The following is a 21,141-nucleotide window of genomic DNA, read 5'->3' as shown; positions in this document are numbered from 1 at the left end:
GAGGTGACGGCCTCAAGGACGCGGCGCACCATTGGCGTTTTCTATTGATGCATTTGCCTTCTCTATCAAGAACACGATGCGCGCGTCATTACGCTCGGTGATCTCGACCTTGTCGCCGGTCTCGCGGATCAGGTTGGGAATGTCGATCACCGACAGCGGGTCGGTGCAGTGCACTTCGAGCTGATCGCCCGGCTGCAGTGGTTTTAGCGCCTTGCGCGTTTTCAAGGCAGGCAACGGGCATTTCAGCCCGGTGAGATCGAGCGTGGTCCTGGTCATGGGCGCAACATGGCGGGGCAGGTCGATGGCGTCAACGCGAGGGTCTTCAGATCAGGTCGGCATAAGGAAGAAAGCCGACACTCTGTCCCGGCTCGACAAGCGTGATGCTCTCGCCGAGTTCGACCAGACCGTCGGTCTCGACCAGTGACGACAACAGCCCGGCGCCCTCGCGCGGGAACTTGATGACCTCCAACGCGCCGTCCTCCTCCGCGCGTCGCAGCGAGACCCGAACATATTCACGCCGGCCGGCCTTCTTCTTGTAGGTGAAGGCCGCACGCACGGGCATCGGCGTCAGGGGCTCGGGCGTGCTGCCCGCGAGCGCCAGCACCGTCGGCCGCACCACATGGACGAAGGTGACGAAGCTCGCAACGGGGTTGCCGGGCAATCCGATCAACGGCGTGCCGCCAATGATGCCCATCGCCACCGGCCGGCCGGGCTTGATGGCCATCCGCCACAGCACCAGCGAGCCGACGCTCTCGACCGCCGCCTTGACGTGATCCTCCTCACCGGTCGAGACGCCACCGGTGGTGAGGATCAGATCGTGCGCGCCGGCGACCTGCTTCAAGCCGTCGGCGAGCGAGGCACGCTCGTCGCGCAGGATGCCGAGATCGCTGACCTCGCAGCCGAGACGGCGCAGCATCGCCATCAGCATGAAACGATTGGAGTCGAAAAGCTGCGACGCGGCGCGCGGCTCGCCGGGCGACGCCAGCTCGTCGCCGGTCGAGAACACCGCGACGCGGATGCGCCTGACCACGTCGAGCTTGGTCAGACCGAACGCCGCGGCGAGCGCAACATGCTGCGGCAGCAAGCGCTGGCCGGCGCGCAGCGCGACGTGGCCTTGCGGAATGTCCTCCCCCGCGGGTCTGACGTTGGCACCCGCCTTCAGCCCCGGCGGCAGCACCACCTTGCCCGATTCATCGACGCGCACGTCTTCCTGCATGAAGACGGTCGCGGCACCGGGCGGCATCGGCGCGCCCGTGAAGATGCGCGCGGCGTAGCCGGGCTTGATCGGCGCCTGCGCAATGCCACCGGCCTGGATACGGCCGTCGAGCGGGAACGAGCGCGCCTCGCCTTGCGGAAGGTCCGCATTGCGCACCGCATAGCCGTCGACGGCGGAGTTGGTGAAAGGCGGCAGCGGCAGCGGCGCCGCGATATCGCGCGCGAGCACGCGCCCGTCCGCTTCGACCAGGCTCACCGTCTCGAGATCGGCGACCGCGTTGACGCGGGTGGTGATCAGGCCAACGGCCTCGTCGACCGACATCATCGGTCCCCCGAAGGCAAAGCAATCGTCGGACAGTTGCGCCATAGTGCCTCGTCAGCGCGTCGAAACGCTTCTAGCGACCGCTTCCTCGACCGGCATCGCCGCGCGCAGCAGCAGCGCAGCCACAGCCGGGATATCATCGAGATGGACGGTCGGCAGCCGTGTTTCAATGGCGATATCGGCCGCGATTCCGACAATCCCCGGATCGTCGGGAAACAGCAGCGGCTTATCGTTCGCGGCGCGATGCACCTCGATCTTGCGATGCGGCTCGCGCTTGAAGCCCTCGACCACGACGAGATCGACCGCCGACAGTTTTGCGAGCAGTTCCGGCAGCCGCGGCTCGGCCGCCCCGCGCAGCTCATGCATCAACGCCCAGCGGTTGGCGGAGGAGACCAGGACTTCGGCCGCGCCCGCCTCGCGATGCCGCCAGGAATCCTTGCCGGGCACATCAACGTCGAACTGGTGATGCGCATGCTTGATCACGGAGACGCGCAAGCCTTGCGCGTTGAAATGCGGGATGAGCCGCGTCAAGAGCGTGGTCTTGCCCGCGCCGCTCCACCCCGCAAGGCCGATGACTTTCATAACAACTCGATCTCCGCCAGCCGCATCGCGCGGGTGGAACCGCCTACCCCCGTCATTGCGAGCGAAGCGAAGCAATCCAGCGTGTCTCCGCGGATGCATTTCTGGATTGCTCGCTGCGCTCGTAATGACGACGAGGCGGCATTTTACTCTCTTTCGGCCATGCTTATATCGGCTTGACCCGAATGTCATGCTAACCTCGCGGCCATGATGAAGATGGAGAAAACCCCGGTCCCCCTGATCGTCCCGAACCCGGACGATCTGCGCCTGACCCAGAGCGTGACCGGGACCGACCAGACAGGCGCCAGGGTCGAGATCAAGGTGCCGATGGAGCGGCCACTGACGCTCTACCTGAATTCCCAGGAGATCGTCACGATGATGACGATCGGCGATTATCCGGAATATCTGGCGCTGGGCTATCTGCTCAACCAGAACATGCTGAAATATGATGACGTGGTGACCGAGGTCGAATACGACGACGACCTCCAGGTCGTCGTGGTGCGCACCGCACATCACACCAATTTCGAGGCCAAGCTGAAGAAGCGCACGCAGACTTCGGGCTGCGCGCAGGGGACTGCCTTCGGCGATCTCCTGGAAGCGGTCGAGAGCGTGGCGCTGCCGAAGGCGGAGCTGCGCACTTCCTGGCTTTACCAGATGACGCAGACGATCAACACCATGCCCTCGCTCTACCTCGAAGCCGGCGCGATCCACGGCTGCGTACTGTGCAAGGAGGGCGCCCCGCTTTGCTACACCGAGGATGTCGGCCGTCACAACGCCGTCGACAAGATCGCGGGCTGGATGTACCGCCACGGCGTCGATGCATCCGACAAGATCCTTTATACGACGGGACGGCTCACCTCCGAGATGGTGATCAAGACCGTGCGCATGGGAATTCCGATCCTCGTGTCGCGCTCCGGCTTCACCGCCTGGGGCGTCGATCTCGCGCGGCAAGTCGGGCTGACATTGATCGGCCGTACCCGCGGAAAACGCTTCATTGCATTGTCGGGCGAAGAGCGCATCGTCTACGACCAGAACCTCGCTTACGTCGAGGAGGAGTCGGCCAAGCACAAGCGCAAGGGTGAAGGCGGTGACGACTAGGATTCCACCCACGCAGGGCGTGCTGCTTGCCGGTGGCCTGGCGCGGCGCATGGGCGGCGGCGACAAGCCGTTGCGCACGATCGGCGGCCGCACCATATTGGAGCGCGTGATCGCGCGCCTTTCACCACAATGCGATGGGCTGATCCTCAACGCCAATGGCGATCCGGCACGCTTCGTCGGGTTCGGTTTGCAGGTCGTCGCCGACGACGTGCCCGGCTTTCCCGGCCCGCTCGCCGGCATCCTCGCCGCGCTCGACTGGACCGCTGAAAACCGGCCGGGGATCGAATGGGTGCTGAGCGCCGCCGGCGATTGCCCGTTCCTGCCGCGTGACCTCGTCGCGCGCCTGCATGAGGGACGCGAACGGGACAACGCGCAGCTCGCGGTCGCCGCGTCAGGCGGGCAGTCGCATCCGGTGATCGGGCTGTGGCGCGTGGACTTGCGCGAGGAGCTGCGGCATGCGCTCGTCGTCGAAGACCTCCGCAAGATCGACCGCTGGACCACGCGCTATCCGCTCGCAACCGTGACATGGCCGACAGACCCGCTCGATCCGTTCTTCAACGCCAACACGGTCGAGCACATCGCGGAGGCCGAACGGCTGGCGGCGCTGGACGAGCGCTCGGCTCAGTAGAGCAGTCATCCCACGATCAGGCCGCCAGCGGCACGGTCCAGGCGTCGTAGCCGTAGACCCAACTCGTATCAGTCCGCTCCCTCAGCCAGATATTGGCGCGCGAGGTCTCCTGCACGCGTGTCGTCCGCTCCTTGCGCGTCGCCTCGAAGCGGCGGAACGCATCCGCGACGCCGTCGCGGTCGACGCCGTTGAGGCAGCGCGACAGCACGGCGGCATCCTCGATCGCCATCGCCGCACCTTGCGCCATGTAGGGCGTCATCGGATGGCAGGCATCGCCGAGCAGGGTCACCTTGCCGTCCGCCCAGCGATCCAGTGCGTCGCGATCCATGATCGCCCATTTGTGTACGTCGGGGCACGCATCGAGCACCCGCCCGACCTGCGGATGAAAACCCTCGAACGAAGCGCGCAGGTCGCGCACGTTGCCCTTCGCCGACCAGGATTCGATGCGGAAATCCGGCTCGGGCTGGCTGGTGACGAGATAGACCTCGCCGCGGTCCGGCTTGACGTAGTAGATGACGATGTGACGGTCCTCGCCCCACCATTTGGTGCAGTCGTCAATCCTCTCGCCGCCGAGCAGCGCGGCTGGATAGGTGGTGCGATAGGCAATCCGGCCGGTGAACCGCACCGGCGCAGTGTCGAACAGGATGTCGCGCACCACCGAATGCACGCCGTCCGAACCGACCACGGCATCGGCAACGGTGGTGGTACCGTCAGCGAAGGTCAGCCGGACACCCTCGCCGGTCTCGTCGAGTCCAACGAGCTTGTGGTTGAGCCTCACGCATTCATCCGGCACCGCGCTTGCCAGAGCCGCATGCAGATCGCCGCGATGGGCAAGCAGATAGGGCGCGCCGAATCTCTGCTCCGCGCTCTCGCCGAAGATCATATCGAACTTGATGTCGCCGCTGCGCCAGTCGCGATTGTTCCAGGAGCGCGGGTAGAAGGATTGGCTGCGCATCCGCTGCTCGAGGCCCAACTCGCGCAAGACCTTCATCGCGTTGCAGCCAACCTGAATGCCGGCGCCGATGCGAGCGAATTGAGGAGCCTGCTCGTAAACCCTGACATCGATGCCGACACGCAGAAGCGCTGCGGCCGTCGCAAGACCGCCCATGCCCGCACCGATGATCGCAACCGAAAGCGGCCTCGCCATCGCGTCCCCCCTGTCTGTCGCGCAGCTTGAACCGCCGCGTCGTCCGTTCAAGCCGGCCGGAAGCCAGCCCGCTCCAGCGCGGCGCGGGCCTCAATCGAGCCGAGCGCATCGAGAAAGGCCTGCACCGCCGGGCGCTGTTTGCGCGCTGTGACCAGCGCGAAATCATAATGCTCTTCCGCGAGCGGAATGAAACCGAGGCCGGCAGCATGGGCGACCGGCGCAATGGTCATGCCCCAGTCCGCGCGGTGCTGCGCGACGGCGGCGGCAACGGCATTGTGCGAGCGCGGCTGGTTCCAATAGCCTTCCGGACGTACACCGCCGAGCAGGCGGTCGATCAGGATCCGCGTGCCGGCACCCTGGTTGCGATTGACCATGATGCAGGCGGGATCATTCAGCGCTTTGGCGACGGCGTCCGTTACGCCGAGGCCCTCGAAGCGCGCATCGCCCTTGCGGAACACGATGCCCTGCATCCGCCGCCAGCCCGGCACGAGCTCGAGACCATCGACGAGATAGGGCGCGTTGTAGGTCTCGCTCTTATCGTCGAACAGATGGATCGGCGCGAGATCGCATTCGCCGCGTCGCGCCGCCGCGAGCCCGCCGAGGCTGCCGACCGCGATCGAACGCACCGCCAGCCCAGCGCGCGCCAGCGGCGCGGTGACGAGATCAAGGCCGGTGCAATGGCTGCCGATGATGACGAGATCGGGCACGCGGACATGCGGTGTGAACAACGTCACCTCGGCCTCGGTCCCGGCCGGCATCTGGTCGGCGAGCGCATCGATCCGCAGGAATCCGTCGGCCTGCGCGAACGAGGTGATCGCGCCGGAGCCCTTGCCCGAAGGATAAGCGATGAGCCCGTCCTTCCCCTCAACCAGGGAGACCATGACGAACTCGGTGCGGCCCAGTTCAGAGGCAATGCGCACCGGAACGGTCGCGCTCACCCTGGCGTCGGAGCGCGGCGGCAGACCGGCCATTCTGCGCAGCACCGGCACGATCATGTCGTGGAAGGTGAACATCGCCGAGGTCGGGAAGCCAGGCAGGATCACCACCGGCTTGCCGTCGCATACCGCAAGGCATAGCGGCTTGCCCGGTTTCAGCGCCACGCCGTGCGCGATGATCCCGGGCTTGCCGAGCCGGCCAATGATGCGGTGGGACAAGTCGCCCGCGCCTTTCGACGTGCCGCCTGACAGCACGAGCATGTCGGCATCAGCCAGCGCCTGACGCATTGCGGCTTCGAGTTTCGCCTCGTCATCGGGAACGGCGCCGAGGAAGGCCGCTTCGCCGCCATTCTCGTCGATCGCGGCTGCGACTATGGCGCCATTGGTGTCGTAGATCGCGGCCGGCGCGAGCGGCTGACCCGGCTGCACCAACTCGTCGCCGGTGGAGATGACGGCGACGCGCGGCTTGCGCGCGACGGTCACCTCGGCGATGCCGCAGGCCGCCAGCATGCCGGTCTCGCGCGAGCCGATGATGGTGCCGGCACGCAAGAGCGCCTCGCCGCGTGCAATGTCGGAACCGGCATAGGACACGAACTGCCCCGGCGAGGCGGCGCGGCGAACAAAGATACCGCCCGATCCGGCCGGCTCCGTATGCTCGACCATGACGACGGCATCGGCGCCGCGCGGCAGCGGGCCGCCGGTGGCGATCGGCGTGGCGGTTCCCGCCGTCACTTGCAATGTCGGCGCCGTGCCGCAGGCGATCGTCTCGCCGTTCAGCACGAGCCGCACGGCTGCGCCCTCGCTCGCCGCCTCAAGATCCGCCGAGCGCACGGCAAAGCCGTCGACATTGGAACGGTCGAAAGGCGGCACGTCGATCGGCGCCACGACGTCCTCGGCCAGGGCCGCACCGAGCGCGTCGGCAAGCTTGCGCGTCTGGCGCGGGATCGCGCGCGGGAACAGCGCGGCATCAAAACGCGCCAGCGCATCCTCGCGCGAGAGAATCTTGAGGAACTGCTCCTGCTCGAGCGCACTGCGATCTTGCGGCTGCGAAATTCCGGTCATGTCGGAACCCATATCATTCACGCATCAGATAGGCATCGACCGGAGTGCCCGCCGCGAATCCCTCGCTGCTGCCGGGAATGAGCAGCCATGCATCCGCGTCGGCGATTGCGCGCAGCGACCATTCACCGATCGCGAGCGGCATCCATGCGCCCTGCTCTTCCGCCAGCAGCGCAAGCTCGGCGACGCCGACACCGGATGCGATCTTGCGGGCGAGCGGCAGGGTCACCGACCGGCGCGGGCCCCGCGCCGACAATCGGTCGATGACCGGAAGCACCAGCGCGAGCCAGGCCGCCAGCGCCTGATCGGGCGCACCGGGCAAGGCGATGACCGGAACTTTTCCAAGCCGTCCGATCGCAACAGTGTGTCCGGGCTGGAGCGCAACACCGTGGGCGATCACGTCACCGCGCCGGGCCAGCGCCGTAACGGCCGCGTCAACGCGACCGACGCCGCTGCCGCCGATCGTCACGATGAGATCGCTGGCTGTGGCCTCGAGCGCATCGGCGATCGATACAGCATCACGCGCCCGGGCCTCGTGGCTGCTGACCTGCAGTCCCGCCGCACGCGCGATGTCGACAATCATGAGCATCGTCGCCGTCGCACCGGGCACATTGACGATGTGCAGCCGCGGCCGCCGCACACCCAGCCTGTCGACGCCTGCGACGCGCGCGAGCAAAAGATCGGCCGCATCGATCGGAGCGCCCTCAGCGGCGGCAAACGTGCGATCGGCGATATCGCGTCCGGCGCGCCTTACGCCTTGGCCCGGCAGCCCCTCCGCCAACACCTGGACGAGCGGCCCCGATACGTCGACGGCGTCGGCATCCAGCACGCAGTCGCATCCCGCCGGCATCGTATCGCCGGCCTCCACCCATTGTGGTGCTGTCGTCAGAGGCAGCGGCGAATAGGAGGACGCGCCGACGAGGTCGTTCGCGGACAGCGCCCAGCCGTCGGCGGCGGCAACGTCACGAGGCGGATAGGCCGTCAGCAACGGCATCCCCGCCGCGATGCAGCCGGCCGCCTCGGCAAGCGGCAATTCGACCGGCGCGAGCGGCGCGAGCCGATCCAGCAGCGCGGCGAGCGCAGCGTCGAGCGACGTGAGCGATGGCGGCAGGCGCTGGATCATGTGCCATGGTGGACCATGCATCGAGCGGTTTGGCAACCGCTCCCGTCGCCGAGGTCAGCCATTCTTGGTCGCGTTGGGAAAGAACAATTGCTGTCCGTCGATCTTGTAGCCGGCGATTGCGGCCTGGCCCTCCGGCGAGATCAGCCAGTCGACGAAAGTCTGCCCCAGTTCCTTCTTCACGCCCGGATGCTTCTCCGGATTCACCAACATCACGCCGTACTGGTTGAACAGACGCTTGTCGCCCTCGACGACGATGTCGAGGTCACCGCGGTTCTTGAACGAAATCCAGGTGCCGCGGTCGGACAGCACATAGGCGTTCATCGCGCTCGCGGTATTGAGCGCCGCGCCCATGCCCTGGCCGATCTCGCGATACCAGGGGCCCTTGGCGCTCGGGATGTCGATACCGGCGACAATCCAGAGCGCGAGCTCCGCCGCATGGGTGCCGGAGCGGTCGCCGCGCGAGACGAACGGGGCGCCCTTGGCCTCGATTGCCTTCAGCGCAGCGACGATGTCCTTGCCCTTCACGCCCGCGGGATCGCTCTTCGGCCCGATCAGCACGAAATCATTGTACATTACGTCGAACCGCTTCACGCCAAATCCGTCGGCGACGAACCGTTCCTCCTGCGGCTTGGCATGCACGAACACGACATCGGCATCGCCACGGCGCGCGGTGTCGAGCGCCTGTCCGGTGCCCTGCGCGATCACCTTCACGTCGATGCCGGTCTTGGCCTTGAAGATCGGCAGGAGATAGCCGAACAGGCCGGAATCCTGCGTCGACGTCGTCGAGGCCACGACGATGGAGCGGTCCTCGGCGGACGCCGCCGCAATGCCTGCGGCAAGGCTGCCGAGAAGTGCGAGTGCAATGGACAGGCGGCGAAAGGCCATGAGTGTGCTCCGAGTTCAAACCATGAGATCGCCGCGCAGGAAGGCGCGTGCCTCCGGCGTCGACGGATGATCGAGGAAGTCGTTGGTCGCGGCCCGTTCGCACAGCGTCCCGCGCGCGAGGAAGATCACCTCGCCCGAAAGCCGCCGCACCTGGCCGAGATCGTGCGACGCCATCACGATCTTGATGCCCGATTGCGCCGCGCTCATGACGATCTCTTCTACCGCACGCGTCGCTGCGGGGTCGAGATTGGCGGTCGGCTCGTCCAGTAGCAGGATTTCGGGATCGCGCGCGAGCGCCCGTGCCAGCGCCAGCCGCTGCTGCTCCCCGCCGGAGAGAAGCCGTGCCGGGCGGTGCGCGAGATCGGCAAGTCCGACGCGTTGCAGCAAATCCTGTGCACGCGAGGCGCGCTGCGACCGCGGCGTGCCGGCCTGCGCGAGCGCGTAGGTCACGTTGCCCGAAGCCGCGCGGCGCAACATCACAGGCCGCTGAAACACGAAAGCGCGGCGCGTCGGTGCCCGATCGGTGCGGCCGCCCCAGGTGATGCGGCCGCTCGTCGGCGCGCTCAGTCCCATGCAGAGCCGAAGCAGACTGGACTTGCCGGACCCGTTGGGACCGACGATCAGGCACGGCGCGCCCGGCGCGATGGTGAGGCTGATGTCGTAGACACGTGTGGTCGCACCGGCCTGCAGCGAGACGCCGTCGAGAACCAGGGGAAGATCGCTGACCGACGCGCGCATGTTCATCCCATCAACCGTTGCGACCAGACCCGCGTGCCCCAGGCGGCAGCGTTGATGGCAAGCACCAGCACGATCAGAACCGCGCCCAATCCCATCGCGAGCGGCAGGTTGCCCTTGGATGTTTCAAGCGCCACCGCGGTCGTCATCGTGCGGGTGAAGCCATCGATATTGCCGCCCACGATCATCACCGCGCCGACCTCCGCCGCGGCACGGCCGAAACCGGCGAGCAGCGCGGTGATCAGGCTGAAGCGCGCGTCCCACAGCAGCGTCGTCATGCGGCCGAGCGGTCCGACATTCATGGCGTTGAGCTCGTCGCGATATTCGGCCCAGAGATCCTCGACCGTCTGCCGCGCCAGCGCGGCGATGATGGGCAGGATCAGCACCGTCTGCGCCACCACCATCGCCGTCGGGGTGAACAGGATGCCGAAGGCGCCGAGTGGTCCCGAGCGCGACAGCAAAAGGTACAGCGCGAGCCCGACCACGACCGGCGGCAGGCCCATCATTGCATTGAGCAGCACCACCAGGACCTGTCGCCCCGAAAACCGCGTGAGCGCCAGCAAGGCGCCCAGGGGCAGACCGATGGCGGCCGCCAGCGCCACCGCCGCAAGGCTCACGCCGAGTGAGAGCCGTACGATCGCGAACAGGGCCGGATCCCCGGCCAGGATGAGTTGCAAAGCACTGAGATGATCGGGCATGGTTCCACCGGACCCTATTGATCTGCAGAATTTACAGCTTGCGTCAAATGCCAAAAAAGAATCAAGAATTTGCCTAGGAATGCAGAATGGACTTCCTGACCACCAGCGAAGCCGCAGACTACCTCCGGCTTGGGGAGCGCAAGCTCTACGAACTCGTCACCACCGGTGCGATCCCCTGCAGCAAGGTGACCGGAAAGTGGTTGTTTCCCCGGCATGAACTCGACCTCTGGGTCCTCTCGGGGCTAGCGCGCCCGACCGGCATGCTGGCCGCCGAACCGCCAGCGATCATGGGCGGCAGCCAGGACGATCTGTTGGAATGGGCGCTGCGCGAATCCGGCTCCGGGCTCGCCTCCCTGAACGAAGGGACCGCCCGCGGGCTCGAACGTTTGCAACGCAACGAGGTGATCGCCGCGGCGGTGCATTTCCACAGCCTCGATGGCTCCGACAATCTCGCGGCCGATGCCAATGTCGCGGCGCTGCGGACGGCGGCGGATTTGCATGATGCGGTGCTGGTCGGGCTCGTGCGCCGTGAGCAGGGCCTCGTGCTGCCGGCGGGCAACCCCAAACGGCTGCACAACCTGTCGGAGGTGCTGGCGCTCGGCGCCAGGATGGCCGTGCGGCAAGAGGGCGCAGGCGCGCAGATGCTGCTCGATGTGCTGCTGAAGCGCGCCGGCGCCTCGCCCAAGGAGCTGCGCCGGCTGGAGACGCCCTGCCTCACCGGACCGGACCTTGCCGCCGCGATCCGCGCCGGCCATGCCGATTGCGGCGTGGCGACGCGCGCCGCGGCGCGCTCCGCCGGCCTCGATTTCGTGCCGCTGGCCTGGGAAAGTTTCGATCTCGCGATGCGGCAACGCAGCTATTTCCGCCCCGCGATGCAGGCCTTGATCCGCTTTCTCGGTGAAAGCCGGCTGCGGCAGCGCGCCGAAGAGCTGACCGGCTACGACCCCTCTCCCGCGGGACAGATCCGCTTCGCGGCCTGACGTTGACGCCCGCCCCCGAATAGTTGCAAAAGAAACCAATTCAGCCGGGCATACCCGGCGCAAAGGCAACAGCGGCCAACGAGCCGGATGAGGGAGGACAAGCGTGAATCCAACCAGATTTGGACTGCCGGTCGCGGTCGCCTTCGCGGCGGCGCTGATACCGGGCGCGGCATCGGCGCAGGTATCGGACGACGTCGTCAAGATCGGCGTGCTCACCGACATGAACGGCCCGGCCTCGGCGCCGACCGGCCAGGGCTCGGTGACGGCGGCGCAGATGGCGATCGACGATTTCGGCGGCAAGGTGCTCGGGAAGCCGATCAGCGTCGTCGTCGGCGATCACCAGCTCAAGGCCGACATCGGCGCCGCGCTCGCACGGCGCTGGTACGACGTCGACCAGGTCGACCTGATCGTCGACGTGCCGGTCTCGGCGGTCGGGCTCGCGGTGCAGAACATCGCCAACGAGAAGAAGCGGCTGTTCATCACCCACTCCACCGGCACCGCCGACTTCCACGGCAAGTTCTGCTCGCCTTACGCGATCCAGTGGGTGTTCGATACCCGCGCGCTCGCCGTCGGCACGGCGGATGCGGTGGTCAAGCGCGGCGGCGATAGCTGGTTCTTCATCACCGACGACTACGCCTTCGGCCATTCGCTGGAGCGCGACGCCTCCAACGTCGTGACCGCCAATGGTGGCAAGGTGCTCGGCTCGGTGCGGCCGCCGCTGGCAACCCCCGACCTTTCCTCCTTCGTGCTGCAGGCGCAGGCCTCCAAGGCCAAGATCATCGGCATCGCGGCCGGCCCGCCCAACAACATGAACGAGATCAAGACCGGCGCCGAGTTCGGCGTCTTCAAGGGCGGCCAGCAGATGGCGGCGCTGCTCGCGCTGATCACCGACATCCACGGCATCGGCCTGCAGGCGGCGCAAGGTCTGCTGCTGACCACGTCCTTCTACTGGGACATGGACGACAAGACGCGGGAATGGTCGAAGCGCTACTTCGCCAAGATGAAGCAGATGCCGACGATGTGGCAGGCCGGCGTCTATTCTAGCGTGATGCACTACCTCAACGCCATCAAGGAGACCGGCACCGACGATCCGCTGAAGGTCGCGGCCAAGATGCGCGAGAAGCCGATCGAGGATTTCTTCGCGCGCAACGGCAAGCTGCGCGAGGACAATCTGATGGTGCACGATCTCTGGCTGGTGCAGGTGAAGTCGCCGCAGGAGAGCAAATATCCGTGGGACTATTACAAGATCCTCACGACCATTTCGGGCGACAAGGCGTTCGGCCCACCGGACCCGGCGTGCGCGCTGGTGAAGAAGTGAGGGCGTAGCGAGTGGCGAATAGGGAGTGGCGAATGGGGGACAACCTCCATTCGCCATTCGTTACTCGCAATTCGCTACTTCGCCACCCCGATCTCGCGAAAGTACTTCATCACACCCGGATGAATCAGCTCCGGCCGCGGCGCCGCGGCGAGCGTGTTTGCTGCCGTGGTCTCGCAGGCCTGCGCGAGCGTCTTGCAGAACGTCGCCTCCGCGCCATGCAGCGTCTTCGCCAGACGATAGGCGACATCGTCGGGTAGATCCGCGCGCGTCAGCACGAAACTCCAGGAGCCGAGCGAGGCGATCGGTTCTGTCTGCTTCGCATAGCTGCCGGCCGGCACGGTCAGCGGCTTGAGGAAGGAATGTTTGGCGCGGATGCGCGCGATCTCTTCAGCGTTCGGGGCGATGAAGCGCGCGCCGGACGCGCTCGATGCGACCGCCGCAAATCCGGGCCAGCCGATGCCGGCGCCCCAGAGCGCGGCGGCCCGGCCGTCCTCGACCATCGCGGGGCCATCGCCGGCGCGATCGAGATAGATCGCCTTGAAATCTTCATCCTGCTTCAGGCCGAGCCCGTCGAGAACGTAGCGCGCCAGGATCGGCAGGCCAGAGCCCTTGGCGCCGAACGCGACCGGCTGACCGACGAGGTCGCGGATGGTCCTGTAGGGACTGTCCGCGCGCACCACGAACATGCCGGGGTTGGAATAGATCGCGGTGAGGATTTTCAGCCTGACCTTCGCCCGGCCGATGCCGGCGAAGGCCTCATAGGCCGGCTCGCCCGCGACCAGCGCGAGATCGAGCTCGCCCTTCTCCAAAAGCGGAATGTTCTCGTTGCTGCCCTTGGTGTTGCGCGGGGCGATGGACACTTGCGGATCGGCCGCGTTCATCACTTCCGCAAAGGCGTTGCCGTAGAGCGGGAAGCCGCCGCCCGGCGTCGCGGTGCCGAGACTGATCGTCGTGGTCGGAATGGCCTTGTCTCCGGATTGGGCTGCAACGGGGCTGGCGAGCAGCACCGCGCCGAGAAGGATGGATGAACCGAATTTCATGGTCGTTCCGGCTCCGCCCGCGTCAACATGAACTTGAGACGATGTAGGCAGGGAGCGGATTTTATGAAAGCATGCACGCAACGACAATAAAGCAATGGGAGGCGTCATGCTGCGAATCTTGCGTAACGGTGTTTTCGGTCTCGTATTCCTTTCAAGCCTTCTCAGCACAGCCCCTCCCGCCACCGCCGCCGACTATCCCAACCGCCCCGTGCACTGGCTGATCGGATTCGCCGCCGGCGGCCCGGTCGACATCGTGGCGCGGATCATGGCGCAATGGCTGTCGGACCATCTCGGCCAGCAATTCATCGTCGAAAACCGCACCGGCTCCGGCGGCAACATTGCGGCCGCCGCCGCGATCAACGCGCCGGCGGACGGCTACACACTGCTGTTCGTCGCGCCCAACAACGCGATTTCGACCTCGCTCTACAAGAAGCTGCCGTTCGATTTCGTGCGCGATACCGTGCCGGTCGCGAGCATCATGCAGCTCACCAACATGCTGGTCGTCTCCAACGCGTTTCCCGCCAAGACGGTTCAGGAGTTCGTCGACTACTGCAAGGCCAATCCCGGCAAGATCTCCTTTGCCTCCTCGGGCAACGGCACCTCGGTGCACATGTCGGCGGAGCTGTTCAAGGTGATGACCAAGTGCGACATGGTGCACGTGCCCTATCGCGGCTCGGCGATCGCCTTCCCCGACATCATCTCCAACAAGGTGCAGCTCATCTTCGACAATTTGCCGTCCGCGCTGGAGCAGGCGCGCGGCGGCAACGTCCGCGCGTTAGGGGTGACCTCGCCGCAGCGCTGGCCGAGCGTGCCCGACGTGCCCGCGATCGCGGAAACCGTGCCGGGCTTCGAATCGGTCGGCTTCTACGGCATCTCCGCGCCGAAGGGCACGCCGCCCGAGGTCGTCGAGATCCTCAACAGGGCCGTCGGCGAGGCCCTGAAGGACCCGAAGCTGGTAGCGCGCCTCGCCGAGACCGGCGGCATCCCCAAGCAGATGACGCCGGCCGAGTTCGGCAAGCTGGTCTCGGACGAGACCGAGAAGTGGCGCAAGGTGGTGGAGTTCGCCGGTGTCTCGGTGGACTAGAGCTGGCCAGCCGCGGAGCTTTGGCTCGCGGGCAAGACGGAGGGGAGACCGGCCGGTCTCCCTCCAAACAAAAAACTCGAAAACAACCCCATGCAAAGTAGAAATGGCGGCTTGCCGCAAGGATGCGAGCGGCGTTGGGACATTTGACACGTCGGGCAAAACACCGGCACAATTGCAGCATCGCCCACTTCGGCCAATCGGCAGGACGGTCACCCGCTTTAGGGCCTAGGGCCGACGCTTCGGCCGACCAAGGCTCGGCATTGCACCCCCGGCTCAGGCCCTGTAAACGGACGGCGCACCGTTGCCGGCCACCTCTGTTGCGGCCGTCTCGCGGCGGGGCCTGTAGCTCAATGGTTAGAGCCGGCCGCTCATAACGGTCTGGTTGCAGGTTCGAGTCCTGCCGGGCCCACCAGTGATTCAATCACACTCTGCGGCGGCTGAGGGCGTGGACTCATGAACGCGCAGAAGTCGACTGTTGGTGTCTGAGCAAAAATCCTCTGCTCAGTCCGATCCTGCCCTCCGGGGCGGACATCGCGGAACTGTCATCCAGCCGCCCCAGGTCACGGCTATGGCGTCCCGATTTCTCCAGAAAGTACGGGGCCGAACAGTTCACCGTGTTCACCGTTGAACCTTGACATCTGCATCTGCTCGACTGGGAAATAATCCTTTGGGCTTGTATTTATCTTGATGCCCGGCAACAACAGCCCAAGTTCAAGATCCTTCAGATTCGCGGCCTGTCTCATGACGTTCTCGCGAGTGAGCTCGTCGCCGCATTGCTTGAGCACCTGAACAATGGTTTGCGCGGTGACGTAGCCATAGACACTAAACGAGCTTGTCTTGTCTCCCTCGGGGAAATACCTGTCCATGAAAGACGCCCACTCCTTGATAGAGGGATCGTCCTTCCAAGTCGGATCCGTAGGATCCTTCAGGTAGTTGCTCGAAAGAATACCTTTGGAGTTCTCAAGTCCGGCAGGTCTGAGCACGGAGCCCACCGAGTTCGAAATGCTCGCGAGAAGCTGGACCGGCCTCCACCCTATCTCAGCCGCCTTTCTAATCGCTTGTGCTGCGAATTTCGGTGAGCTCTCGTTGAAAAAGATATCTGCCCCCGCTGTCTTGAGAGTGACGATTTGAGAATCGACAGTTGGCTGCGACGGATCGTAGGGAGCTTCTGCCACGATCATGCGCTTTGCGGCTTCGGCACCAAGGCCATCCTTGAGCCCCTTGACGTAATCGCGACCTGAATCGTCGTTCTGATAGAGAATGCCGATTTTGCCTTGCGGGAAATTCTGCAGGATATAGTGCGCATAGATTCGCCCCTCGGTCTGGAAGGTCGGCTGCCAGCCCATCGTCCACGGAAAGCCCTTCCAATCGCCGAAGTAGGCCGCGCCGGTAGCGACGAAAAGCTGCGGCACCTTCTTGAGATTCATATATTGCCGAATGGCATTGTTGGTCGGTGCACCGAGGCTCTGAAAGATGAGCAGCACTTCATCGCTCTCAACCAGTTGGCGTGCTCGCTCCACGGTCTTGGGCGGGCTGAAGGCATCATCATAGCTAATGAAGCTGATCTTTCTTCCGTTGATGCCGCCCTCGGCGTTGATCTTGTTGAAAAAAGCAGCCTCCGTCCGGCCGATCAGCGCGTAGGCGGATAACGGCCCGCTGTAAGGCATAATGTTGCCGATTTTTATTTCGGTGTCGCTGGCGCCGGGATCGTATTTCTTCTCCGCCGCTACAGCGTATGTGCCAACGCAAAAGACGAGCAGAAATGCCATTAGAATGCCCCGCGTATCCGACATGTCGGCCTCCTGGGACGTCGGCTGCTTGCCGATCATGGACAGTCTAAGGTTGCGGAACGGAAGTTGTCTAGCTGCAGCTACCGCTACGTATCTCTGCCTCCGCCTTGTCAAACCAGTACGTCATGCCCATGTCGCGGTACATCATAGTCGCCGTTGCAACGTGCTTCTGCGCCTGCTCTTGCTTGCCGGTGCGCCGATAGAGCTTGCTAAGGCCGAGGTGGCAGTGGGCCACGAGCGGCCGCATGCGGCGCGGTTGCGCGAATGCAAGCGCCCTGCGGTAGTGAGCCTCGCCACTCTCCGCGTCGAACTGGTTGGGATGAGTGGCGACCTCGCCAAGCAGGTGGATCGCGTGAGCCGCGAACCCGGGTTGGCGCGCAGAGGACTTCAACGCGCAGTCGGCCAGGCGCCGCGCGTCATCGTGCCGGCCAAGCGCCAGCGCGGCTCGACCAAGCAGCAGATAGCTCCATCCGCGATCGCCGATATATCCACCCGCGGCCTGGCGTTCGAGAAATTGCTCGCCTTCTCGCAACCGGCTCAGCGCCTCGCTCGCCTCGCCGAGCTGTGCGAGGCCCCATGAGGAGAAGTAGGCGGATGCGGAAAACAGAGTGGCGACATTCCCCGCGCGAATCACCTCCGTCGCATGCTCGAAGAGTGGGCGCGCCTGGGCCCAGTCGCCCCTCACAAGGCGGACCCAGCTTGCGGCGAGGTGAGCCCAGCCGATACTGAATGCATTCCGCGTCAGCGTCGCGAGCCGAACTGCCTCGGCTTCAGGTTCGGCCGCTTCGTCGAATCGACCCAGCTCGGCCAGGCTCAGGATCAGATAGCAACGATCGGTGATCCACGGCGGGATGACGAGTCCGAAATCTTCCGGGACCTCCGGGGAAAGCCCCACGAGATTGTCAGTCGTCAGGGCCACCACCCGTTCGTGCTCACCTCGGAAGTAATGTGCCTGCGCGAGATACGTCATGGCCGGAACACGTAGTCGTTGGTCTCTGAGGCGGTCGGCGAACTCCAGCGCACGGGTTCCGGACGCAAGCGCCTCGTCCATATCTCCGAGCCTTGATTGGATGTGTGTCATGAAGACGCAGACTTGGCCGCGACGGTGGTCGTCGTTCAAGCGCTCCGCGAGCTGCTCGGCCTCGCGCACGCGCTCCAGCACCGCCCGGGCCTCACCCATGCGGTTCAGGACCGTCCGCAGCTCCATCTGGATCTCGAAGCCTTGCTCCAGCGTGGCCCGGCTCTCCGGCAGCGCCGCGAGGAAATGCAGCGCCTGCTCAAAAGAGTTGAGGGCTTCGCGGTGAGCCCATCGCGCGGACGCAAGCCGACCCGCCCTAGCCCAATAGCCAATCGCCTCGCTGGCAAGCCCGGCCTCCGTTAAATGGTGGGCGACCACCTCGGGTTGGCTTTCGGCCACCGCCGGGAACCGCTCGACCAGCGCTTTGCCGATGCTCGCGTGCAATTGCCGACGTCGACTCTTGAGCATCGTGGCGTAGGCGGCATCCTGCACCAGCGCGTGCTTGAACGCGTAGGTCGCGTCTGACGACATTCCGCGTCTGGAGACGAGGCCGGAGGCTGTCAGCCGCTCCAGTGCCGCGTCGAGGTCCATGGCGGCCAGATCCGACACCGCGGCAATTAACTCGCGGGGGAACTCCCGTCCGATTGCCGCGCCGATCATCGCCACATCCTTGGCCGCGCCAATCCGGTCGAGACGCGCCACCAGCGAGCCCTGTAGCGTCGTCGGTATGGCAAGCTGCGGCAGTGGTCCGTCGAGCAGGTAACCGCCGGCAGTCTCGTGGAGGACACCGCTTTCAATCAGCGCGCTGGTCAGTTCCTCGATGAACAGGGGCACGCCATCTGTGTGGGCTAGGATCTGCTCGACGACTGTCTCGGGCAGCTCCTTGTTCCTGGTGACACCCCCGATGATGCCGACGCTATCGCGTCGGCCAAGGCGGCTCAACGGCAGCATCGTCACATGCGGCTGCCCGACCCAGGCTGGCTGGAGCTCTGGCCGCATTGTGACAACCAACAGCATTGGCAGGTAGGCCGCGCGAGAAACCAATCGATCGAGCAGGTCGAGCGATGTCGGATCAATCCAGTGGATGTCCTCGAACACGATCAGGGCAGGGTTACTCGCCGCTAAACCGTCGAGCTGATCGAGAAGCGCCGTGAGAATCAGCTCTCGCTTCTGCTCCGGGCTGATCGCCAATGCCGGGTAGCGGTCCTCGACTGGCACTGCCAACAGCTCAGCGACGAGCGTCACGTCGCGTAGTACATTTTTCGACGTCTGCTTGAGCAAAGCCTCGAGTCTGTCGAGCTTTGCCCTGGCGTCGCTGCCGGGCTCGAAGCCGACAGCCCCCTCGAGCTGGGTAATGAACGGGTACAGCGGGCTGTTCGTATGGTGGGGAGAGCAGAAATAGCGAAGGCGCGCATGCGGCTCACCCTCGCGCGCGTCCAGCAGGCTTTCGGCGATGCGCGACTTGCCGATGCCTGGCTCCCCAGAGAGCAGCACCACACGGCCCTCGCCGAGCTTGGCCTGCTTCCAGCGGCGCAGCAGCAGCTCGATCTCCTCCTGGCGACCAACAAGCGGCGGCAGCGCACCGATGCGTCGCGCCTCGAATCGATTGACGCCGGCAGTCTCGCCGCGCACCCGCCACGCCTCCACCGGCTGCGGCAATCGCGTCACCTCATCGGCACCGAGCGGACGACAGTCGAACAATCGCCCCGTCAGCCGCCGTGTGCTGGCCGCGATGACGACCTCGCCGGGCGAAGCCACGGCCTGCATCTGAGCCGCGAGGTCTGGCGTCTCACCGATCGCGACGAATTGCAGGACATCGGTGCCCGCCATCTGCTCGCCGACGACAACCACGCCGGTGGCAATGCCAGCGCGCGCCTGAAGGGGAACGCCGGAAGAGACCTTCAGCGAGCCAACAGCAGCGACGATCGCAAGACCGGCGCGCACGGCCTGCTCAGCATCGTACTCGTGAGCTTCTGGGTAACCGAAATAGACGAGCGCGCCATCGCTCTGGTACTGGGCGACAAATCCGTCAAATCGCGCCACCGCGTCGGCGACCACCTTGTGGAATGCGGCGATCACATCACGCATGTCCTCGGGGTCGAGGCGTGCCGAAAGCGGCGTTGAGCCGACCTTTTTGCAAACCAGGATCGTCAACTGTCGCCGCTCGAGGCCACCCGAGAGAACCGCAGACGATGGCGCAGCGCTCGGCGCGCCGGGCCTCTCGGCGTTCACCTCCGGGTCGGGGCCTCCGCTCGCACTGGTCGAAGGCGGCACTGCAGCCGACGGCCGGTCGCGATGTAACGGCGCGGGCTTGGCCACCTCGCTGACGGCGGGCGATCCGCTCGGCGGCCGCAGGCCGCGCAGCTTGGCGGCGAGCGATCTGGTCGCTGCGTCGGGCTCCGTATTCAGCTCCCGCTTGAGCAGGGCAACGAGGTCCTGGTAGTGGGCGAGCGCTTCGGCCTTGCGTCCGGTGGCCGCCAGCGCCCGTACGACCAGCCGATGGGCGTCCTCCCGCATGTTGTTGAGGGCGATGGCGCGGTGGCCGGCCTTCAGGGCGTGCTCGGCGCGGCCTGCGGCCAGCTCCTGCTCGCCGAGCCCTACCATGGCGCCAAGGGCGAGCTCGAGTAACCTGTCGCGTTCACCGGTGAGCCATTCGTTCCAGCCCTCTTCACCGATAGTAACGTCATCGATCAACCGGCCCCGGTAGAGATCGGTTGCCGCACTCAGGGCATCTCGGCTGCCCTCACGGACCAGGGCCTCGAAGCGGCTGACATCGCATAGAACGCTCGCCGCGTTAAGCGATACGACTTCGCCGTCGCTCTCCAGAGCGTGACCGAGCACTTTGCGCAGGCGGAAGAGAGCCTGGCGTAGGTTCTGCTTGGCCTGCGCTTCGAAATGCGAGCCCCACAGAAGGGTCGACAGCTTCGCACGCGACTGCGGCCGGGGGGCGTTGCAGGCCAGATAAGCCAGCAAACCCGCAAGTTTCTTGCTAGGCAGCTCGACAACGCCATCCGGTCCGGTCAGCTCGAAGCCTCCCAACAACGAGAGACTGAACTCCGGGGACCGCGATCCGTCCATTGGCGCGCGCAGGATTCGCACGGTGATGCCCCCTGACAGGCTCACTCTACACGTTTTCAGGGCCCTTCGAGCGGAAATAACGCCGCTGTAACGCGCCACTGACGCCGGCGACGATAGTGGCGGGCTTCAATTGGTCTCGCTCGACGATTTGCTGGGACATCCCCGGCCGCAAAATCGGAGGACCATCATGCGCTCCCATCCCGTTATCGCAATTGCGACTGTCATCCTGGTCGGATTCGGCGTGAAGCTGGCTTTCTTCTCCGCTCCGAAAGCCGCAGCGGTGCTGGGCTCCACCGGGAGCGTGAGCGTGGATGTCTCCGAGGCGCCTACCAAAAACCTTCCGGTGCAGAGGATCCACGACATGACATTCGTCTTTTCCGACGGTGATTGATCCGACGGTCTCACCCGA

General features: G+C 65.4%; 18 protein-coding genes and 1 tRNA gene. 7 read left to right on the top strand and 12 right to left on the bottom strand.

The genetic code is table 11. From position 1 onward, the window contains the following. Nucleotides 1-12: 12 nt before the first annotated feature. The 3 genes from MTR72_RS18715 to mobB are packed head-to-tail and all read right to left on the bottom strand — an operon-like array spanning nucleotide 13 to nucleotide 2,119. Nucleotides 13-276: a sulfurtransferase TusA family protein gene (locus tag MTR72_RS18715; RefSeq protein ID WP_280969356.1), complete on the bottom strand. Its 264-nt coding sequence runs from the start codon at nucleotides 274-276 to the stop codon at nucleotides 13-15. A gap of 46 nt (nucleotides 277-322) precedes the next feature. Continuing rightward, the gene (locus MTR72_RS18710) at nucleotides 323-1,582 is read right to left on the bottom strand and encodes a molybdopterin molybdotransferase MoeA (protein ID WP_280969355.1); all 1,260 of its coding nucleotides are present in this window, start codon (nucleotides 1,580-1,582) and stop codon (nucleotides 323-325) included. A 9-nt stretch (nucleotides 1,583-1,591) separates the two neighbouring features. After that, nucleotides 1,592-2,119: a molybdopterin-guanine dinucleotide biosynthesis protein B gene (gene mobB, locus MTR72_RS18705; protein WP_280969354.1), complete on the bottom strand. Its 528-nt coding sequence runs from the start codon at nucleotides 2,117-2,119 to the stop codon at nucleotides 1,592-1,594. Nucleotides 2,120-2,323: 204 nt separating this feature from the next. Between mobB and fdhD the strand changes: the two genes are divergently transcribed. Together fdhD and mobA are read left to right on the top strand one after the other, a co-directional pair. Then, nucleotides 2,324-3,214: a formate dehydrogenase accessory sulfurtransferase FdhD gene (gene fdhD, locus MTR72_RS18700; RefSeq protein WP_280969353.1), complete on the top strand. Its 891-nt coding sequence runs from the start codon at nucleotides 2,324-2,326 to the stop codon at nucleotides 3,212-3,214. Continuing rightward, nucleotides 3,195-3,842 carry a molybdenum cofactor guanylyltransferase MobA gene (gene mobA / locus MTR72_RS18695; protein ID WP_341510820.1) on the top strand — a complete coding sequence of 216 codons (648 nt, stop codon included), beginning with the start codon at nucleotides 3,195-3,197 and terminating at the stop codon, nucleotides 3,840-3,842. Before fdhD ends, mobA begins: the two co-directional genes overlap by 20 nt. A gap of 16 nt (nucleotides 3,843-3,858) precedes the next feature. Here the strand turns inward: mobA and MTR72_RS18690 are convergent, their stop codons facing one another. From MTR72_RS18690 to MTR72_RS18665, 6 genes are read right to left on the bottom strand one after another with little or no spacing between them, the layout of a single operon-like run. Continuing rightward, on the bottom strand, nucleotides 3,859-4,989 hold the full coding sequence (locus MTR72_RS18690) for an FAD-dependent monooxygenase (protein WP_280969351.1): 1,131 nt from the start codon (nucleotides 4,987-4,989) through the stop codon (nucleotides 3,859-3,861). Between the two features lie 47 nt (nucleotides 4,990-5,036). Beyond that, the gene (locus MTR72_RS18685; RefSeq protein WP_280969350.1) at nucleotides 5,037-6,986 is read right to left on the bottom strand and encodes a molybdopterin biosynthesis protein; all 1,950 of its coding nucleotides are present in this window, start codon (nucleotides 6,984-6,986) and stop codon (nucleotides 5,037-5,039) included. Nucleotides 6,987-6,999: 13 nt separating this feature from the next. Then, nucleotides 7,000-8,106: a molybdopterin-binding protein gene (locus MTR72_RS18680; RefSeq protein WP_341510819.1), complete on the bottom strand. Its 1,107-nt coding sequence runs from the start codon at nucleotides 8,104-8,106 to the stop codon at nucleotides 7,000-7,002. 54 nt (nucleotides 8,107-8,160) lie between these two features. Then, complete coding sequence (locus MTR72_RS18675) at nucleotides 8,161-8,991, bottom strand: extracellular solute-binding protein (RefSeq protein ID WP_280969348.1); 831 nt, start codon at nucleotides 8,989-8,991, stop codon at nucleotides 8,161-8,163. Nucleotides 8,992-9,006: 15 nt separating this feature from the next. Next, nucleotides 9,007-9,729 (bottom strand): ABC transporter ATP-binding protein, encoded by a 723-nt coding sequence (locus MTR72_RS18670; RefSeq protein WP_280969347.1) that lies wholly within the window; start codon nucleotides 9,727-9,729, stop codon nucleotides 9,007-9,009. A gap of 2 nt (nucleotides 9,730-9,731) precedes the next feature. Then, a complete protein-coding gene (locus MTR72_RS18665) occupies nucleotides 9,732-10,424 on the bottom strand; it encodes an ABC transporter permease (RefSeq protein ID WP_280969346.1) in 693 nt (230 codons plus the stop codon). Between the two features lie 86 nt (nucleotides 10,425-10,510). Between MTR72_RS18665 and MTR72_RS18660 the strand changes: the two genes are divergently transcribed. After that, a complete protein-coding gene (locus MTR72_RS18660; protein ID WP_280969345.1) occupies nucleotides 10,511-11,404 on the top strand; it encodes a helix-turn-helix transcriptional regulator in 894 nt (297 codons plus the stop codon). A gap of 103 nt (nucleotides 11,405-11,507) precedes the next feature. Further along, complete coding sequence (locus tag MTR72_RS18655) at nucleotides 11,508-12,722, top strand: ABC transporter substrate-binding protein (RefSeq protein ID WP_280969344.1); 1,215 nt, start codon at nucleotides 11,508-11,510, stop codon at nucleotides 12,720-12,722. Nucleotides 12,723-12,796: 74 nt separating this feature from the next. Here MTR72_RS18655 and MTR72_RS18650 read toward each other — a convergent pair whose 3' ends face one another. Then, entirely contained in the window at nucleotides 12,797-13,762 is a 966-nt protein-coding gene (locus MTR72_RS18650) for a TAXI family TRAP transporter solute-binding subunit (protein ID WP_280969343.1), read from the bottom strand. 106 nt (nucleotides 13,763-13,868) lie between these two features. Here MTR72_RS18650 and MTR72_RS18645 point away from each other — a divergent pair, with 106 nt between their 5' ends. Together MTR72_RS18645 and MTR72_RS18640 are read left to right on the top strand one after the other, a co-directional pair. Then, nucleotides 13,869-14,846 carry a Bug family tripartite tricarboxylate transporter substrate binding protein gene (locus tag MTR72_RS18645; protein WP_280969342.1) on the top strand — a complete coding sequence of 326 codons (978 nt, stop codon included), beginning with the start codon at nucleotides 13,869-13,871 and terminating at the stop codon, nucleotides 14,844-14,846. A 336-nt stretch (nucleotides 14,847-15,182) separates the two neighbouring features. Continuing rightward, nucleotides 15,183-15,258 (top strand) — tRNA-Ile (locus MTR72_RS18640). Between the two features lie 154 nt (nucleotides 15,259-15,412). On the opposite strand, the gene MTR72_RS18635 is transcribed toward MTR72_RS18640, so the two are convergent. Together MTR72_RS18635 and MTR72_RS18630 are read right to left on the bottom strand one after the other, a co-directional pair. After that, nucleotides 15,413-16,675: an ABC transporter substrate-binding protein gene (locus tag MTR72_RS18635; protein WP_445819607.1), complete on the bottom strand. Its 1,263-nt coding sequence runs from the start codon at nucleotides 16,673-16,675 to the stop codon at nucleotides 15,413-15,415. Between the two features lie 31 nt (nucleotides 16,676-16,706). After that, nucleotides 16,707-20,753, bottom strand: a complete 4,047-nt coding sequence (locus MTR72_RS18630) for a BTAD domain-containing putative transcriptional regulator (protein WP_280969341.1) — start codon at nucleotides 20,751-20,753, stop codon at nucleotides 16,707-16,709. A 166-nt stretch (nucleotides 20,754-20,919) separates the two neighbouring features. On the opposite strand from MTR72_RS18630, the gene MTR72_RS18625 reads away from it, so the two are divergent. Then, complete coding sequence (locus MTR72_RS18625) at nucleotides 20,920-21,123, top strand: hypothetical protein (RefSeq protein ID WP_280969340.1); 204 nt, start codon at nucleotides 20,920-20,922, stop codon at nucleotides 21,121-21,123. Nucleotides 21,124-21,141 lie beyond the last annotated feature (18 nt).

This window comes from Bradyrhizobium sp. ISRA442, from assembly GCF_038085055.1.
Lineage (GTDB): Bacteria > Pseudomonadota > Alphaproteobacteria > Rhizobiales > Xanthobacteraceae > Bradyrhizobium.
This window is presented reverse-complemented; position numbering and strand designations above follow the sequence as displayed.

Excerpts from the sequence above, each read along its gene's own strand:
- MTR72_RS18625 (WP_280969340.1), top strand. The coding sequence starts at position 20,920 with ATGCGCTCCCATCCCGTTATCGCAATTGCGACTGTCATCCTGGTCGGA.
- MTR72_RS18680 (WP_341510819.1), bottom strand. The coding sequence starts at position 8,106 with ATGATCCAGCGCCTGCCGCCATCGCTCACGTCGCTCGACGCTGCGCTC.
- MTR72_RS18715 (WP_280969356.1), bottom strand. The coding sequence starts at position 276 with ATGACCAGGACCACGCTCGATCTCACCGGGCTGAAATGCCCGTTGCCT.
- MTR72_RS18710 (WP_280969355.1), bottom strand. The coding sequence starts at position 1,582 with ATGGCGCAACTGTCCGACGATTGCTTTGCCTTCGGGGGACCGATGATG.
- MTR72_RS18685 (WP_280969350.1), bottom strand. The coding sequence starts at position 6,986 with ATGACCGGAATTTCGCAGCCGCAAGATCGCAGTGCGCTCGAGCAGGAG.
- MTR72_RS18670 (WP_280969347.1), bottom strand. The coding sequence starts at position 9,729 with ATGCGCGCGTCGGTCAGCGATCTTCCCCTGGTTCTCGACGGCGTCTCG.
- MTR72_RS18665 (WP_280969346.1), bottom strand. The coding sequence starts at position 10,424 with ATGCCCGATCATCTCAGTGCTTTGCAACTCATCCTGGCCGGGGATCCG.
- mobB (WP_280969354.1), bottom strand. The coding sequence starts at position 2,119 with ATGAAAGTCATCGGCCTTGCGGGGTGGAGCGGCGCGGGCAAGACCACG.
- MTR72_RS18660 (WP_280969345.1), top strand. The coding sequence starts at position 10,511 with ATGGACTTCCTGACCACCAGCGAAGCCGCAGACTACCTCCGGCTTGGG.
- MTR72_RS18690 (WP_280969351.1), bottom strand. The coding sequence starts at position 4,989 with ATGGCGAGGCCGCTTTCGGTTGCGATCATCGGTGCGGGCATGGGCGGT.
- MTR72_RS18645 (WP_280969342.1), top strand. The coding sequence starts at position 13,869 with ATGCTGCGAATCTTGCGTAACGGTGTTTTCGGTCTCGTATTCCTTTCA.
- MTR72_RS18635 (WP_445819607.1), bottom strand. The coding sequence starts at position 16,675 with ATGATCGGCAAGCAGCCGACGTCCCAGGAGGCCGACATGTCGGATACG.
- MTR72_RS18675 (WP_280969348.1), bottom strand. The coding sequence starts at position 8,991 with ATGGCCTTTCGCCGCCTGTCCATTGCACTCGCACTTCTCGGCAGCCTT.
- MTR72_RS18650 (WP_280969343.1), bottom strand. The coding sequence starts at position 13,762 with ATGAAATTCGGTTCATCCATCCTTCTCGGCGCGGTGCTGCTCGCCAGC.
- fdhD (WP_280969353.1), top strand. The coding sequence starts at position 2,324 with ATGATGAAGATGGAGAAAACCCCGGTCCCCCTGATCGTCCCGAACCCG.